This window comes from Shewanella canadensis (assembly GCF_003966225.1).
Taxonomy (GTDB): Bacteria; Pseudomonadota; Gammaproteobacteria; order Enterobacterales; family Shewanellaceae; genus Shewanella; species Shewanella canadensis.
In genome coordinates this window covers 333,792-351,300 of sequence record NZ_RXNU01000003.1, presented here as the reverse complement: position 1 = coordinate 351,300, position 17,509 = coordinate 333,792, and the positions used below count along the sequence as shown (strand labels likewise).

Here is a 17,509-nt window from a genome sequence, read left to right as displayed (position 1 = left end):
ACTAATACAATGAAAGCAGCCACCGCATCGACTGCACCGGCTATTGAATCAATACAGCGGCGCTTCACCCTCGGGCCGTGTCTTCAATACCTTAAGGAACCACATATACTGCTCAGGATAGGCTAAGATCACCTGCTCCACGGCCTTGTTCAAGGCAATCGCTTCGTTCTCTTTTCCCTTCATCTCTTCGGGCTCGATAGCTGGCATAACCGTTAACTCATATTGACGAGTCTGCTGGTTATAGCCGATTTTTACCGGCATCACCTGAGCATTACCGGCCTGAGCCAAACGTCCGACGACGGGCAGTGTCGCCTTAACCGTGCCCAAGAAAGGGGCAAAGACGCTTTTATCCGGCCCTAAGTCTTCATCGGGAAGATAGAAGAAGCTGTTATTGTTTTTAAGCTCAGACAAGAGTGCCCGGATCCCCGCCTCGCGCATATAGATGTTGCCGCCAAGGCTGCTACGCATACGGTTGTTAAACCAGTCAAACAGGCCATTACGATGCGCCTTGGCCATACTCACCATAGGCAGGTCGAGGTTGAGCCTAAGGCCCGCATATTCGATGCCCCATACATGAGGCATGATAAAGATCACCGGTTGACCGACCGCGAGTGCACTCTCAACATGCTCAAACCCCACCAACTTGACCCTGCGACGCAGGTTAGCGTTAGAGCGTACCAGCAGCTCAGATTGAGCCAGCAGGATCATGACAAAGTTTTCAATATTATCTTTGAGTAATGCTTCTATCTCAGCAGATGTTTTTTCAGGGAAGCAGGCTGTGACATTGATTCGAGCAATCGATATGGGTTTCTTTGCAATCGTCATCACCAGTTTAGCGAGTAAACGTGCTAAAGGGTCGCGAAGCCAGGCCGGCATCAAACCAAAAATAACTAATATCAGGATCCCAAACCAGGTTGACCAATATTTGGGATGAAGTAGTTCAGCTTTGAACCTACGATCAAAATACTTAGGCTTTCTTGACAAAAAAATGACCTCAATTAATACCAACAGCTGAGTAATGGCATTTTCAATGCTAGACACTTCTACAGCGGACAATTAACCCTTTGATCCAAATAGCTGTATTTGTTCGAAAGATTATTTAATTCTCACCTGTAAATAGGAAAGCGAATAAGATTGATATAAATTTCACTAGAAAAATATACAGAAAAAGCCACTACTTGAGTGGCCTTAACTGTAACTATTTAACGCGATTATTTTTTCGCGTTTGCCTCTTCGACTCGGCTCTTAAGCTTTTGTCCAGGTCGGAAAGTTACGACTCGGCGAGCTGAGATAGGGATATCTTCGCCTGTTTTCGGGTTCCTTCCCGGTCTTTGATTCTTATCTCTAAGGTCAAAGTTGCCAAAGCCAGATAACTTGACCTGCTCACCACTTTCGAGCGCTTGACGAATTTCTTCGAAAAACGTCTCTACCATCTCCTTAGCTACGCGCTTGTTAATTCCAAGCGTTTCAAAAAGATGCTCTGCCATTTCGGCTTTGGTAAGTGCCATATTCTTTAATCCCTCAACAGTGCGTTGAACTCGGACTTGAGAGCGGAAACCACTGAATCTACCATCTCAGCTATCTCTTTTTCTTCAAGTGTACGAGTGTTGTCTTGTAATGTAAGTGCTATTGCTAGGCTCTTTTTGCCCGGCTCAACACCTTTACCTTGGTATACATCGAATAAGTTTAAGCCAACCAACTGATTTTGGCCAACTTTTCTTATCATTTTTACAACATCTCCGGCAGAAACACTGTCATCAACTACGATGGCTATGTCACGTCGGTTAGCAGGAAACTTAGATACAGTCTGGGCTAGCGGTAAGCCGGCATGTAATAAAGCGTCCAATTCGAGCTCAAAAACAATTGTTTTACCATTGAGTCCAAAAGGCTTTTCTAAGCTTGGATGTACCGCACCAATGATACCAATGACTCGATCATTCCTTAATATTTCAGCACATTGCCCCGGATGAAGAGCCGGATGTGTTGCACTTCTAAAAGTAAATTCAACATCGGAAACTGTCAAGCCGATGATGGCTTCAAGGTCGCCCTTAAGATCGAAGAAATCGACCGTTTTAGACTCCATCGACCAATGTTCATCATTTTGGTTACCAGAGATAACCGCGCCCAACATCGCTTGCTGACGTACATTTGATTCTGCAGTAGTATCAGGAACAAAGCGTAAGCCGGTCTCGAAAAGACGAACACGGTTTTGTTGACGGCTCTGGTTATAACCCACAACGCCTAAAAGACCGGTAAACATCGACAGTCTCATCGCTGACATCTCAACAGAGATAGGGTTCGGCAATATCATCGCCTCTTCACCCGGATGAACTAAGTTTTGCAACTTAGGATCGACGAAACTATAGGTCACCGCTTCCTGGAAGCCACGAGCAACAAGCATGCTGCGAACGCGCTTTAAGCTGATATCTGATTCTTTATGATCAGGCATGCTTAACGATGCTACAGGGGCGGTGTTAGGGATATTGTTGTAACCGTAGATACGGGCAACTTCTTCAATCAAATCTTCTTCGATAGCCATATCGAAACGATACGTTGCCGTTGTCACTTCCCAGGTATCGCCATTCACTGTTACAGCAAAGCCCAGACGTTCAAGGATCTCTGTCACTTCAGCATCAGCGATATGGTGACCTAAGATGCGGTCAAGCTTGCTACGACGCAATACGATCTCAACAGGCTTAGGCAGATGCTCATCTGATTTAGCTTCGACAACAGGGCCCGCCTCGCCACCACAGATATCGAGTACCAAACGTGTCGCTCGGTCCATAACCTTATGCTGCAGCTCAGGATCGACGCCTCGTTCGAAGCGATGTGAAGAATCGGTATGCAGACCAAGACGACGAGCCTTACCTAAAATAGCTAAAGGTGCGAAGAAAGCACACTCGAGCATGATATCCTTAGTATCGCTGTTCACGCCTGAGTATTCGCCACCAAAGACACCAGCAAGCGCCAGAGGCTGCTTTTGGTCACTAATGACTAGAGTATCTGCAGGAACAGTGATCTCTTTACCATCAAGCAGTGTGAGCTTCTCATCACCGCTTCCCATGCGTACTTGTATGTCACCTGCCAGTTGAGCAAGATCGAACGCGTGCATAGGCTGACCGAATTCAATCAACACGTAATTAGTAATATCGACAATAGGATCGATCGAGCGGATACCACTGCGACGCAACTTCTCTTGCATCCAAAGTGGCGATTCGGCTTTCACGTTGACGTTTTTAACCACACGACCTAAATAACGTCCACAAAATGCTGGCGCCTGAAGATCGATCTTGATAGCGTCATCAATCGTTGGACTAACCGCTTCCCAAGTTGGCTCAGTCACAGACTGACGGTTTAATACACCCACTTCACGGGCCAGACCTGCCATACCCAGACAGTCTGCACGGTTAGCGGTTAAGTCAACATCGATAATGGCGTCATTGAGACTCAAGTAGTCACGAAGGTCTGCACCAATTGGCGCATCGACTGGTAGCTCGAGAATACCATCGCTTTCAACGTCTATGCCTAGCTCACCATATGAGCAAAGCATACCAAACGACGGCTCACCGCGTAATTTGGCTTTCTTAATCTTAAAATCACCGGGTAGTACTGCACCGACCATAGCCACGGCAACTTTAATGCCCAGGCGACAGTTAGGTGCGCCACAAACGATGTCGATCAACTCATCTTCACCGACATTGATCTTTGTTACTCGTAGCTTATCGGCGTCCGGATGTTGGCCACATTCGACAACTTCACCCACGATAACACCGCTGAACTCACCGGCAACATCTTCAATACCATCCACTTCCAAACCAGCCATGGTGATTTGATGGGATAACTCTTCACGACTAATGCTTGGGTTTACCCACTCACGAAGCCAAGATTCACTAAATTTCATGCTAATACAGCTCCGTTATTTAAATTGCTTGAGGAAACGTAGGTCGTTTTCAAAGAAAGAACGTAGATCGTTAACGCCGTAACGCAACATCGACAGACGCTCAACACCCATACCAAAAGCAAAACCAGAGTATTTTTCAGGATCGATGCCAACACTGCGCAGTACATTTGGATGCACCATACCGCAGCCAAGCACTTCAAGCCATTTACCGTTTTTACCCATAACATCGACTTCAGCCGAAGGCTCTGTAAACGGGAAGTATGAAGGACGGAAACGGACTTCTAAGTCTTCTTCAAAGAAGTTACGTAAGAAGTCATGCAGTATGCCTTTAAGCTCGGCAAAGTTGACGTTCTCAGCAACTAACAAACCCTCAACCTGATGGAACATCGGCGTGTGAGTCTGATCGTAATCGTTACGGTATACGCGACCTGGAGAGATAATGCGCAGAGGTGGCTTCTCATTTTCCATGGTACGGATCTGTACACCGGAAGTTTGAGTACGCAACATCACCTTTGGATTAAAGTAGAACGTATCATGATCGGCACGAGCTGGGTGGTGCTCAGAAATATTCAAGGCATCGAAATTGTGGAAGTCATCTTCGATTTCCGGACCTTCCTTGACACTAAAGCCAAGCTCACCAAAGAAAGTTTCTATTCTTTCGATAGTGCGAGTCACAGGATGCAGACCACCGTTGTCGATGCGACGACCCGGCAGTGAGACATCGATGCTTTCTGCTACAAGCTGTGCTTCAAGCTCTTTTGCCTTCAGATTGTCTATTCGTTCAGACAGCTGTTTTTGTACTGCTTGTTTCGCCTGATTAACAGCTTGGCCAAATGCCGGTTTTTCGGCCGGACTTAGCTTCCCCATCATCTTCATCATGTCGGTAATTTTACCTTTCTTTCCAAGGTAATCGACACGAAGCTCATCAAGGGCTTTTAAATCTTCGGTCCCTTCAATGGCAGCTAAGGCCTGTTCTACGATCTCTGTTAACTGTGACATCTTCTCTTCCAGTGCGTGCGACCCATTGGCCGTGACTTTGTAGTTCTAGCTATTTTTCTTTATGAAAATAGAAAAAGACACGAATTTTACGTGACATCCGCCCTTTTGACCAGCGCAAATTAACTGTTTTATCTGTTAAACCCCTATTTTAGTGAGATGTTTACCTTTTAGATGCCATTTTCAGAACGATAAGCTGTTGCCAATTAATTACTGGAATGTTGCGGTTTTACTCGCGATCGGCAATGGAGCAAGGTAACATCTACTCTGTATCTTATAATTAAACATAAAAACAAGAGTCAATGCGCAAATTCTAAGCAAAACTTACCATTATTATGCCTAAATGCTATCCATGGTTGCGCCATCGATAAATAAAGAATAATTAAGATAACCGACAGAGAGAGCCTTATGAAAGAAGTTAAATTCCGCTGGATAGATCAATACCTTATCCATATGACCCTGAAAACCAAATTCGCTATTTTAGCTATCGTTCCCATCTTCACCCTGGTAGGTCTGGCATTTATGCTTAACAGCCAATTTGAATCGGAGTTGCTCGATACGCATAACAATGCAAGCCTGAACCAGGCTCAAAGCATAAATTCAGTGATTGATATCAGCTATGACTTTATTCCTGAGGCACAACGTGCACAATATCTGCAGAAAATTAACCGGGTCGCCAATACTAAAATCGTAAGCAAGCTCGATGGCAAGAGTGAGCGCCTCGCGCAGCGCGGAGGCGGTAACCTTGAGACCAATTCCGGTTTACAGTCGGTCAGTAGAGTCAGTAACAACCAATTAGTCACGACCTCGACCGTCGCCCCTCTCGAGAGTCTCGCCAGTAACGAACATTGGCTATCTGTTGTGATGTCTGTCGCGTTCATGGTTGTGTTCATCTTAATCGCAGGTTACTACATCTCGACATTTGTCGGAGGCGCACTCTACACCAGTGTGATGGCCCTTAAGCGAGCCGCCGACGGAGATCTCACCAGTCGCCTCAACTTTTTTGAAGTTAAGGACGAGTTCAGTTTACTGGCTATCAGCATAGATACACTGGTCGAAAGACAACATACCCTGGTCAAACAGATCACACAGGCCAGCACACAGATCCGTCAAGTCGTAGAGTCTTTCAGACAAAATGCGCAGGAAGGTCAGTCATTGGCTGCAAATCAACGTCAGCATCTGGACTCACTCGCCACCGCAATGGAGGAGATGACTGCGGCCGTGATTGAAGTTGCCAGAAATGCCGAACAGTCTTCGGCCGAGACTCAGGAAGCCAATAGTCAGGTTGATGCCGGCTCCAAAGACATCGAGACGACCGTTGTCGCTATCGGCGGTTTATCCAATGAGATAGCCAATGCCTCAAGCGCCGTCCATGATCTCAATGAGAATGCGGCCAAGATAGATGAAGTGGTCACGACCATTAACGCCATTTCCGAGCAAACCAACCTGCTTGCACTCAATGCCGCCATCGAGGCTGCCAGAGCCGGTGAGCAAGGACGAGGCTTTGCCGTCGTTGCCGACGAGGTCAGAACCCTTGCGGGACGAACTCAGTCAGCGACCGTCGAGATCAAATCTATGATTGAAGCACTTCAATCCGGTGCTCAGAACCTGACTCAGGTGATGAAGCGCACCGTAGATAAGGCCAATGATGGCAAAAAGCATGTACTGGACACGGGTGAGGATCTCAAGGCAATTGCACACCATAGCTCTAAAGTGATGGAGATGAGTGTACTCATTGCAACCTCCGCTGAAGAGCAATCATCGGTTGCCAATGAAATTGCCTCTAACCTGATGGAGATCCGCAATCAGTCACACAATGTAGAGCAATCGGCAAACGAATCGGTTTCAGGTTGTGACGAGCTACATGCCACTGCCGAGCAGTTAGATGATCTGCTTGTTGGCTTGAAGATCTAGTCATTAATACAAGAGAGTCGGTACGCGTAGATCACGAACAGTTTAGACAGACGCAAGCGGTAAACTGTTCGTGTTATTCGATTCAATGAAAATAGTCGATAAGCTAACTTTTGATAGCCGGAATAAAGCTAAGTGACATAATCGGATGCCATAAGAGGATTGAAAAGATATATGGGCAACTCCAAGATCAGTAAACCTAGAATGCAGGCTCTGCATTGGAGCGATAGTTTACCGGTCAAATTTTCTTTTATTCAGTTTATTATCGCCTCACTGATCATCATATCCAGTGTATGGATACTCTTCACCATAGAGAAAAGCCACCAGCTACAAGCCCAGATCACATTAAGCCAGAACCAAGGCTTGGCCATAGTTGCAAAGCTGCAACAAACAACGTCGAAAATAGAAAGTCTGGCCGTCTCTATCGCCTCTTTAGGTGAGATATACCGCCATGACGGTCAGGTATTGGAGAAGTCCATTCCTGCACTGCTGGACAAGAATGGAAAGTATGATCTGATCTCCGGCGGTGGGATCTGGCCGGAACCGGGCAGCTTCGATGAAACTAAACAACTCGATAGTCTATTCTGGGCCAGAAACAAGGCTCTGGAGCTGGAGCGGGTCGATGACTATAACAGCCTAAATGGGCCCGGATATCATTCTGAGAGCTGGTACAAACCTACCCGCTTCTATCCCAGTGGGACCACATTTTGGTCTGAAACCTATATCGACCCATTTACCAATGAAGCAATGATCACAGCGTCTGTACCTATGTGGGTTGAACATCAATTCGTGGGCGTCTCTACGGTCGATGTCACGCTATTGGGTTTAGGTCACTTTTTTCATCAGGCGATGAATGATAACCATGGCTATATGTTTGCTCTGGATCACAGCAACAGAGTATTGGCGGCTCCCAAAAAAGATAATCGAAATAAAATTTTTGATAAGCGTGCTTTCTTCAAACCCTTTGCAAGCTTCACTTCCAATCACCCCGTATTTGAACCCATAAATGAAAGATTGATTAAACTGGACGCCAAGTTGATTGAAGAGTCACTGGAGAACCCTGCTTATAATCAATTTCAGCTAGCCGATTTGATGGACACCACCCATTTTTCACAAAGAGAAAAACTTACCGCACTCATCAACCTCAATGCGCAGGGTAAGCCCAAATCGACCTCATTAGTGGCCTCCTTCGAGCTGGGTCATGATCCTATTCTCGATGAACCGACATTGGTATCCATCTTCATGATGCCAAAGACTTTTTGGAAGATTGTACTCGTCACACCACTTTCTTCGATGAATGATAAGGCCAATATCATTGCCGCCAGAATGGGGATCTACCTGCTACTCATGCAACTGGCAGCGCTGATTTTACTGTTTATGCTGCAACATAAGCTGTTCATCAGGCCCATTTCCAGAATGGTTAACGCACTTCAGGGGAACCAGTTAGCAAAATTAGAGTTAGAAGCCACGATAAGTAAGGATGAGTTGGGACAATTAGCTAAAGCATTTATCTCTCGAAGTCATCAATTGGAGGTGGCTTTCGCCAGCCTCGATGCCAGTAATTTAGCCTTAGAGGAGCAGCTAACCGTTCAAAGGATTGCTCAAACAGAGTTAAAACTGAGAAAGAAGCAGCTTAATTCGCTACTGAATTCATCGCAGAACCTCATTAGCATCAAAGATATCGATGGATCTTATATCTTAGTCAATGACAGATTTTGCGAAGTTATCGGTATTGAAAGACACAGTATCATTGGAACCAAGGACAGCCAGATTTTTCCGCCTCATATTGCCGAGTTAATTCTGAAACACGATAACATCACCTTAAAGACACAGAGTCCACAGAGCTTCGAACAGCCTATCCCTTCGGTGCAAGGTGAAATCGTTTATCAAGTTACTAAGTTCCCGATTAAGGATGATGATGGCACCATGACTTCGATAGGCAGCATGGCGTTTGAGATCGGCTCCCAAAAAATAATCAGTCAGGAGTTACATGATAAGAATAAATCACTCAATTTAGAGCTGGCAAAATATTCACATCAGCTATTGATGAGTAAGCAGGAGAGTCTGCAGCTGCAAGAGAAGGCAAACACACTCGAATTAACCATCAATAAGCTCAATAATTTGCAGCGTGTGGAGGTCAAAAATCATGAATTATTTCCACAACTGTTCGCAACTTTGATAAAGCAACACACTCAAGAGCAAGACAAGTTACTGTCACTCATCTGCAAATACAAAGCGGGCATTAGTCAGGAAAATTATGATGAGATCGTCGGTCGCTTGACAGAACATACCAATAAATTACGCCATTTCCAACATCTGATTGTGACTAAAGAGATGGCAATTAAATCGATTAACCTGTCACACTATCTATCGCATTTCCTCGTCGTTATGGAGCCACAGCTCACCGAACAAGAGATACAGGTAAGGGTCGTTTGTGATAGTAAACTGAGTATCAATCGCTCTTCATGGGATCTATTACTGATATTTTACTCCTTGATCAATAACTGTCTTTCTCATGCATTCCCCGGGCAGCAAAAACTCAAGCAAGTGTCGATAGAGGTCGTGCAGGAAATTGATAACTTAATCATCACTGTAGAAGATAATGGTCAGGGGATCGCTGATGACAAACTGGCGGCCCTGAATTCACAACTGGGATCTAATATCTACTCAGGCACACTCTCGAGTTTAGATGCCTGGGTAAGATCAGAACTCAACGGTACATTAGAAGTCAAATCGGCACTGAACACGTTTACCCGGGTGATCTGTACACTCCCGCTTAAACGTTAGTGCCACAATAAAAAAAGGTGCTTAAAGCACCTTTTTTATTGGTATTAACTAGAGCGAAACATCGACCATATAATGGCCCTGTAACCAATTTCGACCGATAAGAAATTTATAACTCATCTTACTGCGATCTTTAAGGTTAACCTTTACTTTATACTCTTGTCCTGGCTGGCCCACGGTCAACTCGACCATATACCGTATTTCACTCCCCTGAGCATTACGGATCAATGAGGTTTCAACGATCATCGCATTGACCCGATGAGACTCCCCTTTTTCATTTTCGGTCGTAAAGCTCAAGCGTTTGCCGATATTCTTCTCCATATCCTTTTCACCATTCTCCACCTTGAGATCGACGGCATGAAGTGAGTTCTCTACGGCTCCGGTGTCGATACGGGTTTCAAAAGTAAGACCCGACTCAAGAATACTAATCGGCGCTATAGGCCCTATGACTTTCTTTTCTGACACATCGACTATGTATTTATCTTTAAGCCAATTACGACCTATGAGTAACTTATAATCCATATGGCTTCTATCCCTCAAGTTGACCCGGACTTTTCGCTCTTTGCCCGGGAAACCGACCTTAAGGTCAACCATATAACGTGTTTCCCTACCCTGAGAGTTACTCACGGTAGAGGTTTTAACAATCTTAGCCTGCAGACGTTTCTGAAGGCTCTCTTCATTCTCTGTGGTGAAAATCAAGGTTTTCCCCACATTGTCTTTCATCTTCTTTTCACTGCCCCCTTCGATTTCCAGGTCGAAAGCATGAAGAGAGGTATTCACCGCGCCCGTATCAATTCTGGCCTCATAACTTAATCCAGTCTGTTCGACCGACATCAGCTCAGATGAACCTATGATTGCTTTATCTCCAGCCCAACAGGTACTTGAAACGAGTAACATACAAAAGCCAATTTTTTTCAGCATTCCTAATTCCTAATGTTAATACCTAATGTTTAATACCTAACCTAATACTACACAATACACATCGGCAAAAGACTATATTCTGGCTTGTTTTACCTGACATTTTAAATTATTCCAACATAAAAATGCCGACTCGAGGCCGACACTTAACTAATAATTACAATTCACTACAAAATTTACGATAAAAATTTAATACCAGCTACAAGGCTTTCATTTAATACGACTCAAACAGTCTCGCTTGTCTCTGACTCTTTCATCCATAGTAAAGCTTGTTCTGTTTCACTTCGCTCGAAGACCTTAACCGGACAGGGGATCATATAGGCTAATGCATTCGCCATTCCGGCGACCAACCGACTATCAGTAATAAACGCCACACGATAAAAGTCGGTCAAATGAAACAGACCGAGTTTTGCATCATCCCAGAGGGTTCCAACAGAAATACCCTCAAAGGCTTCATCAAATTCGTACCAAAGTTTAATGCACGCATGATCTTTCAATTTATCTTCGATGACAGGCAACAGCTCTTGGTCATAATCTTCACCCGTGACCACTCCCGACGCCCTGATAGCGACCGTATCATGGTCAAAGCCACTTAATAATTTAAGCATCGCGCACTCCTTGCATCTGCTAACCGAAATTAATACACAAAATGAAATACAAACAAACTAAAAAGAGTGGCAGTACAGAAGCAATGACATACATGAAGGCTTCTACATACCCCCTCTTGATAACGCTTGAAATGTCGTGAAAATTGTACGCCTAACCAAACAAGTATAAATGGAATAAAGGGCAAAGTGATCACAAATGGAAAGAAGCCCCATCCTAAACCAAAGGCATAGTGGCTAAAGAGGTGTACTAGCCCCCAAAATACCAGTAAGGCAAAATAGACAACAAAATGTTGTTGCTCGAAAGAATTTTTCCACATATTCAGGTGAATACTCCTAATGTGAATCTAATCCAACATTAGGCGTATTCTTCATACGGCACAAGTTGCCAGGTGTAAAATTCTGTAAGCAATTATACAGTTACTCGGTGATAAGGACTTTTGAAATTTCCTGATCGAACAGGTTTTTGATCAGGCCAGAAAATTCGGTGATAAATAACGTTTGTTTGGGAGTAGCTTTTCGGTTTGCAACGCTCGCCAAGATCTCTTCGAGATCATAGACGATGGCGTCAATCTCTCGAATAACTTGATTACGTTGAGCAAAGGTTAGCGATGGATTCTGGCCACACACCATAATAATCTGTGCAGAAAGCTGCTCTTCAAATAATTCCATAACGGTATCATCTGTCAAAGCCGCAGCTTCTTTCCCCTCAAATAGCCCTAAATGCTCTGAGAGGAACTGAATGAGATGCATATACCCATCTTTATCTGTAACCATCTTCGACCCTATTCATGTACTCAGTTAGAGCATGGTAGATACTATGCTCATTATCCAGTTTAAAAGACATTTATTTGGCATTATGAAACAGTTTTGACCTAGAGTCTCGATTTTACTTTGTACTTTGAGCTTAATGACTTAAATTCAAAATAAATGAGACTGGTACAGACTTGCTAATTGATGTGAGACCTGCAATGTCTCTCAATTTATCGATCCCTGATGAGAGCCCGTATTGCGCAGCATTAACAATCGTCGGTTGTGTACTCGAAACCAACAGGCGTTGTTCGCTAAGTTTAGCAACTGTGACAAAAAGTGTCTTTGTTTGCATTTTACCATGCAGGTTTATATCGGCAGCGATCTCCATCTCTTCAGTCTCACCTACTTGAATTTTTTTGAGCTTATCCATATCGACCGTCGCGTTCAGTGTAAGCTTAGGAAATGCACCGACTTCGAAGAGAATATCTTTTATGCGACTATCACGGATATCGACATTGGTCCAAACACTGGCAAGTTCAATGGTTAAGGTAAAATGCCCTTGTCCGGTTAATTGACCGGAAAAAGTCTTAAAATGATTGATCTCGGCAACATCAACTTTCTTCGTTGAAATGAAACTGATATTTGAGCTGTCATTATCAATAGACCACGGCGTAGCCGATGCCATAAAACCAAATGATAAAAGCAATATCCCTATAACGAATGTTCTCATACCTTATCCTCACTATCTAAAAGTAGTTAGTCGCTAATTTATAAAAATCGAATGTACACAGCTATAAGTATAAGAATGAAAATGAGAATATGTAAATGATATGAATTCATTGAGCAAATATAAGGGAAATAACGATTAATTCCCCTCAATAGTTAAGTCTATGGCGCAAGCCGTGAGATATCCCAATCAGCATCGTCTTTAGAGTAGAGAAAACGGTCATGTAGTCTATGCTCACCACCCTGCCAAAATTCAATACTGGTGGGTTTAACAATATAGCCTCCCCAAAACTTAGGCAGTGGGACCTCACCCTGGCTAAATTTCGCTTTCATCTCCGCAAACTTAGATTCAAGCGCCTGTCTTGCCGATATTTTACTGGATTGTTTAGAGACCCAGGCTGCAATCTGGCTCTCTTTGGGTCTGGTAATAAAGTACTTCATCACTTCAGCCGTCGACAGAGGCTCGGCCTCGCCGGTGATCGCGACCTGACGTTCCAGTGAGTGCCACGGAAACAATAAACTCACCTTCGAGTTTATTGCTATCTGCTGCGATTTTCGACTTTCTAAATTAGTGAAGAAAACAAAGCCTTCCTTATCGAACCGCTTCAGCAAAACGATCCGCTGAAAAGGTTGACCATCAGCGTCTACCGTTGCGACCGACATGGCCGTCGGATCGCTGAGTACCTCTGAGTCGCGGGCCTGTTCCATCCATTTTGAAAATAGCTCAATAGGATCGCCGGGAAGGTCCTCTTTATGAAGCCCTCCAAGCGTATACTCACGCCTGATATCACTCAGCTTTGACATTTCTGCTTGTCCCTACTCTTGTTCAGATAAAAGGTGATACTAACCATATCACCTTTCGTTGTTTTACTTGTTCGAATCACACCACACATGCAGCATCTCAAGACCCAGCGTCGCGCCGGCTAGCGCTGTTATTTCTGCGCTGTCATATGCTGGGGCAACTTCAACGACATCCATTCCAACGACGTTCATGCCTCGCAGACCACGGATGATTTTCATCGCCTTGTCGCTGGTCAAGCCACCACACACGGGCGTGCCGGTACCCGGGGCATAAGCAGGATCTAAGCAATCGATATCGAACGTTATGTAGAGAGGCATATCCCCTACCCGCTGCTTGATCTGCGCCACGATCTCTGCCGCAGTCATGTCGTTTGCATTTGCCGCATCGATAACCTGGAACTGGTGGTCGTCATGATTGTATTCGGTTCGAATACCGATTTGTAGTGAATTTTCCGGTGCGATGATCCCTTCCTTTGGCGCATGGTAGAACATAGTACCATGGTCGTACTTGCTCCCCTGACTGTAGGTATCGGTATGAGCATCGAAATGTAACAGCGCCATTTTGCCATGTTTTTTATAGTGCGCCCTTAACAATGGCAGTGTCACGAAGTGATCGCCACCAAAACTTAACAAGGCTTTATCGGCATCAAGAATCGCACTCGCGAAGTCTTCAACACGCTGGGTAAAGTCGGCTGCATCACCACAGTCATAAACCAGATCGCCGGCATCGACAACTTTCAAACGCTCACTAAGCTTAAAGTCCCAAGGCCAACGAGTCTCTTCCCAGGCAAGATTGATCGAAGCTTGACGAATCGCCCCAGGTCCCATGCGGCCGCCAGAACGACCCGTGGTGGCCATATCAAAAGGCAGACCCAAGATCACAACATCGGCATCGCTTTGAATAGGGTTAAAATCTAAAGGTTGTCTTAGATAACCAAATGCATTGGAATAGAGAGAGTAATCAGGTTTATCTGCAATTGTGGTCATAAAAGCTCCATAAATTAATAAGAATCATCATTACAAAGATTCAGGGATCAGCACTTCATTACTCTGCTGATGATATTGATTGAAATAAACAGTATCACTTGGGGTGATCGGTAGAGAACAACTCGCCACCGATATACAAGCGGGAAAACCTTCTGAGGTGATTTCGGTATTGAAACCGATAACATCCCAACTTCGAGGGTTTAATATATTTAACAGGTCGGAGAATATATTGAACGAGCCTTGAGGAAAGTGCAAGTTTGTTTCGATACTCACATAGGACCCCTTTTCCTGTGGGGTGATATGTATCGTCATATACTTCTCATTCCACAGACCATTGATTGAGTAACCAAAGGGCTCGAAAATATGATCATCGAATACGAAATCCGGGAACAGACAATCGAGCCTAAGCATATCTCTGATCCCTCTGCTCGACTGCTTATCGCTTCTCAGGTATTCGGCGACATCGCCCTTGATGTGATACATCAACAGCTCACAACTATTCTGGGGGAAACTCCATTGCGCTTTCGTGTCGGCGCAAAAAATATAGTGATGATGAGTATCTAAATGGCCAACACGATAGGCGCGTCCCGAGAGTTTTTCTCTGAGCCGTGACAGGTCGCATTCGAAACTGCTTGCTTGAAGGTGGGAAAGCGACTCACTCTTTCGCTGATAACTGGCAGACGCTATCGCGTTTTCACCCAACTTATCAACAAACAGGAGTACCGCATCGACAAGCGTAGTCGTGCCACAGGTTAACATCAGAAACTTATGGTCCCAGACAAAAAGGCTGGACTCACTTAAAATGTAAGCGTCACAATAAGCATTAGACATCTTCGAGAGAATTTCTGCATTTGCGCTTGCGACTATCGCTGCCCAAAAACCATCGCCCAATTGGCGTAAAGAGGGGGTCGTAGAGGATACGACCACTTCAATTTTTTTTTCTGAACCTTCAAAAAACATACAGTTGAGTTACCCAGTTGCAGGCCCATTATGAGCCTGCTCTAATTACCCTATGAGAAGTCTTCCAGGTAAGTATAACCTTTCAACCCTAGCTGTAACTCTTCGAGTATATTCGCTCGCTCAGCTTCTTGAATATGCTTATTGACCAACTCTTCATAGGTACGCATAAATGATACTGCATCGAGGTTCACATACCTAAGTACGTCCGCCACCGTGTCTCCAGCCAAAACCGATTCAATATTGGTTCTGCCATCGTCATCGAGACGTACGACTGCCGAGTTAGTGTCGCCAAACAGGTTATGCATATCACCCAAGATCTCCTGATATGCTCCAACAAGGAAGAAGCCTATCAGATACGGACTCTCTGCACTCCAGGCTGGTACAGGTATTGTGGTTTCAATGCCCTGACCGTCGACATATTGATCGATTGTACCATCTGAGTCACAGGTAATATCTAAAATGACCGCACGGCGCTCAGGCGCCTTATCGAGACCAGATAGCGGCATGATAGGAAACACTTGATCGATTCCCCAGGCATCAGGCAGTGACTGAAATAGCGAGAAGTTAACGAAAAACTTATCGGCCAGCTTTTCATTTAACTCATCGATGATGGGGCGATGGAAACGATATTTCGGACTCATCACATCACGAAGTTCATGGCAAACTCTAAGGTTAACCTGCTCCGCCCATGCTCTTTCAGATAAACTCAATTGACCTAAGGCAAACAGTGAATGCACCTCGCTCAGATCGCTTTGACAATCATGATAGATCTCAATCAAGGCACGTTGATCGGCTCTGCCACTGACTTCGCTCCAAGATTGCCACATATTATGCAGTAGCTGCGGTGCCTCGTTCTCTGGCCCCTCAATAACTTCTGGCTTATACGCTTCGGTGCCTATGACATCGGTGATCAACACAGCATGATGTGCCGTAAGGAAACGACCCGACTCCGAGATAATTCTTGGCATAGGCTCCTGATATTCATTACAAAGATCGGTAAGTACACTCACGATATTATTGGCGTACTCGGTCAATCCGTAGTTCATCGAGCTGGAACTTTGGCTACGGGTGCCGTCGTAATCGACAGCCAGACCACCACCGACATCGAAGCACTTAACATTAGCCCCAAGCTTTTGAAGCTCGCAATAGAAACGCCCGGCTTCGCTCACTCCCTGACGAATATCCCGAATATTGGCAATTTGAGAACCAAGGTGAAAGTGTAACAGCTGCAAGGAGTCCAACATCTGCTCTTGTTTCAATGAGTCGATAACGGTAAGTACCTGAGAAGCCGAAAGGCCAAACTTCGATTTCTCTCCACCACTGGCCTGCCACTTGCCTTTACCTTGAAACGCAAGACGTACCCGACAACCTAATCTAGGCGTAACACCAAGCTTTTCAGCTTCTTCCAGAATGATCTTAAGTTCAGATAACTTTTCTAAAACGATATAAACTTTATGACCCAGTTTTTCACCGATTAACGCCAGACGAATGTATTCGACATCTTTATAACCATTACAGATGATCACTGAACTGGCTTTCTGCGCCATGGCAAGTACAGCCATCAACTCTGGCTTACTACCCGCTTCGAGCCCCAATTGTGGCACTTCTTTAGAAACCTGACTGGCCAGGATCTCTTCGACAACCGTTTGCTGCTGATTGACCTTGATCGGATAGACCAACAGGTAATCAGATTGATATTCATACTTTTGTATTGCCTGGTTGAACGCCTGACAAACGCTGTTTACCCTATGATGTAAGATCTGAGGGAATCTAATCAGCACAGGCAAGGCAACGCCAGACTTGACCATATCTTTGGCAAGTTCATTTAGCCCTATACTGTATTCAGGGTGAGAGGGATCGGGCGAGACGGTTACTTCCCCGGTGTCACTAATCCCATAAAGCCCCTGACTCCAATAATTAACGTTGTACCCGGTGCGGGCATCATTAATAGACCAATCACTCATATTCTTTAAACCTGTATATAAGCCAGATAGAGTAGTACCGTGCTTGATTGTCGGTACTGTTATTTAAAACTAATTTAGCAAAGCTATTCGTCTTTAGGCGCAAAACATCAATTTACGTCGAACCAGTCAATATGCAGTAAAACATCATTATACTAGCTTAAATCTATTCGTTATAGACGGAAATAACCAAATTAAAGGAGCGC

General features: G+C 44.7%; 14 protein-coding genes. 2 read left to right on the top strand and 12 right to left on the bottom strand.

What is annotated here, in order from left to right:
* Window positions 1-48 precede the first annotated feature (48 nt).
* The 4 genes from lpxM to pheS form a co-directional block, all read right to left on the bottom strand.
* Window positions 49-984: a lauroyl-Kdo(2)-lipid IV(A) myristoyltransferase gene (lpxM, locus tag EKG38_RS07680; protein WP_126519841.1), complete on the bottom strand. Its 936-nt coding sequence runs from the start codon at window positions 982-984 to the stop codon at window positions 49-51.
* 227 nt (window positions 985-1,211) lie between these two features.
* Window positions 1,212-1,508 (bottom strand): integration host factor subunit alpha, encoded by a 297-nt coding sequence (ihfA, locus tag EKG38_RS07675; protein WP_012142935.1) that lies wholly within the window; start codon window positions 1,506-1,508, stop codon window positions 1,212-1,214.
* A 5-nt stretch (window positions 1,509-1,513) separates the two neighbouring features.
* The gene (gene pheT, locus EKG38_RS07670) at window positions 1,514-3,901 is read right to left on the bottom strand and encodes a phenylalanine--tRNA ligase subunit beta (RefSeq protein ID WP_126519686.1); all 2,388 of its coding nucleotides are present in this window, start codon (window positions 3,899-3,901) and stop codon (window positions 1,514-1,516) included.
* 15 nt (window positions 3,902-3,916) lie between these two features.
* Window positions 3,917-4,900, bottom strand: a complete 984-nt coding sequence (gene pheS, locus EKG38_RS07665) for a phenylalanine--tRNA ligase subunit alpha (protein WP_012142937.1) — start codon at window positions 4,898-4,900, stop codon at window positions 3,917-3,919.
* Window positions 4,901-5,305: 405 nt separating this feature from the next.
* On the opposite strand from pheS, the gene EKG38_RS07660 reads away from it, so the two are divergent.
* Both EKG38_RS07660 and EKG38_RS07655 read left to right on the top strand, forming a co-directional pair.
* On the top strand, window positions 5,306-6,811 hold the full coding sequence (locus tag EKG38_RS07660; RefSeq protein ID WP_126519685.1) for a methyl-accepting chemotaxis protein: 1,506 nt from the start codon (window positions 5,306-5,308) through the stop codon (window positions 6,809-6,811).
* A gap of 171 nt (window positions 6,812-6,982) precedes the next feature.
* A complete protein-coding gene (locus EKG38_RS07655) occupies window positions 6,983-9,595 on the top strand; it encodes a PDC sensor domain-containing protein (protein ID WP_126519684.1) in 2,613 nt (870 codons plus the stop codon).
* Window positions 9,596-9,643: 48 nt separating this feature from the next.
* Here EKG38_RS07655 and EKG38_RS07650 read toward each other — a convergent pair whose 3' ends face one another.
* From EKG38_RS07650 to speA, 8 genes are all read right to left on the bottom strand, one after another.
* Window positions 9,644-10,513, bottom strand: a complete 870-nt coding sequence (locus EKG38_RS07650) for a putative ATP-dependent zinc protease (RefSeq protein ID WP_126519683.1) — start codon at window positions 10,511-10,513, stop codon at window positions 9,644-9,646.
* 221 nt (window positions 10,514-10,734) lie between these two features.
* Window positions 10,735-11,118, bottom strand: coding sequence for a SpoIIAA family protein (locus EKG38_RS07645; RefSeq protein WP_126519682.1), 384 nt, complete (start codon window positions 11,116-11,118; stop codon window positions 10,735-10,737).
* 417 nt (window positions 11,119-11,535) lie between these two features.
* Window positions 11,536-11,892, bottom strand: coding sequence for a DUF3802 family protein (locus tag EKG38_RS07635; protein ID WP_012142943.1), 357 nt, complete (start codon window positions 11,890-11,892; stop codon window positions 11,536-11,538).
* Window positions 11,893-12,022: 130 nt separating this feature from the next.
* Window positions 12,023-12,598: a YceI family protein gene (locus EKG38_RS07630; RefSeq protein WP_126519680.1), complete on the bottom strand. Its 576-nt coding sequence runs from the start codon at window positions 12,596-12,598 to the stop codon at window positions 12,023-12,025.
* Window positions 12,599-12,756: 158 nt separating this feature from the next.
* Window positions 12,757-13,398, bottom strand: a complete 642-nt coding sequence (gene pdxH, locus EKG38_RS07625; RefSeq protein WP_126519679.1) for a pyridoxamine 5'-phosphate oxidase — start codon at window positions 13,396-13,398, stop codon at window positions 12,757-12,759.
* 63 nt (window positions 13,399-13,461) lie between these two features.
* Entirely contained in the window at window positions 13,462-14,382 is a 921-nt protein-coding gene (speB, locus tag EKG38_RS07620) for an agmatinase (protein ID WP_126519678.1), read from the bottom strand.
* A gap of 30 nt (window positions 14,383-14,412) precedes the next feature.
* Window positions 14,413-15,342: an adenosylmethionine decarboxylase gene (locus EKG38_RS07615; RefSeq protein ID WP_126519677.1), complete on the bottom strand. Its 930-nt coding sequence runs from the start codon at window positions 15,340-15,342 to the stop codon at window positions 14,413-14,415.
* Window positions 15,343-15,392: 50 nt separating this feature from the next.
* Window positions 15,393-17,306: a biosynthetic arginine decarboxylase gene (speA, locus tag EKG38_RS07610; protein ID WP_126519676.1), complete on the bottom strand. Its 1,914-nt coding sequence runs from the start codon at window positions 17,304-17,306 to the stop codon at window positions 15,393-15,395.
* Window positions 17,307-17,509: the final 203 nt, after the last annotated feature.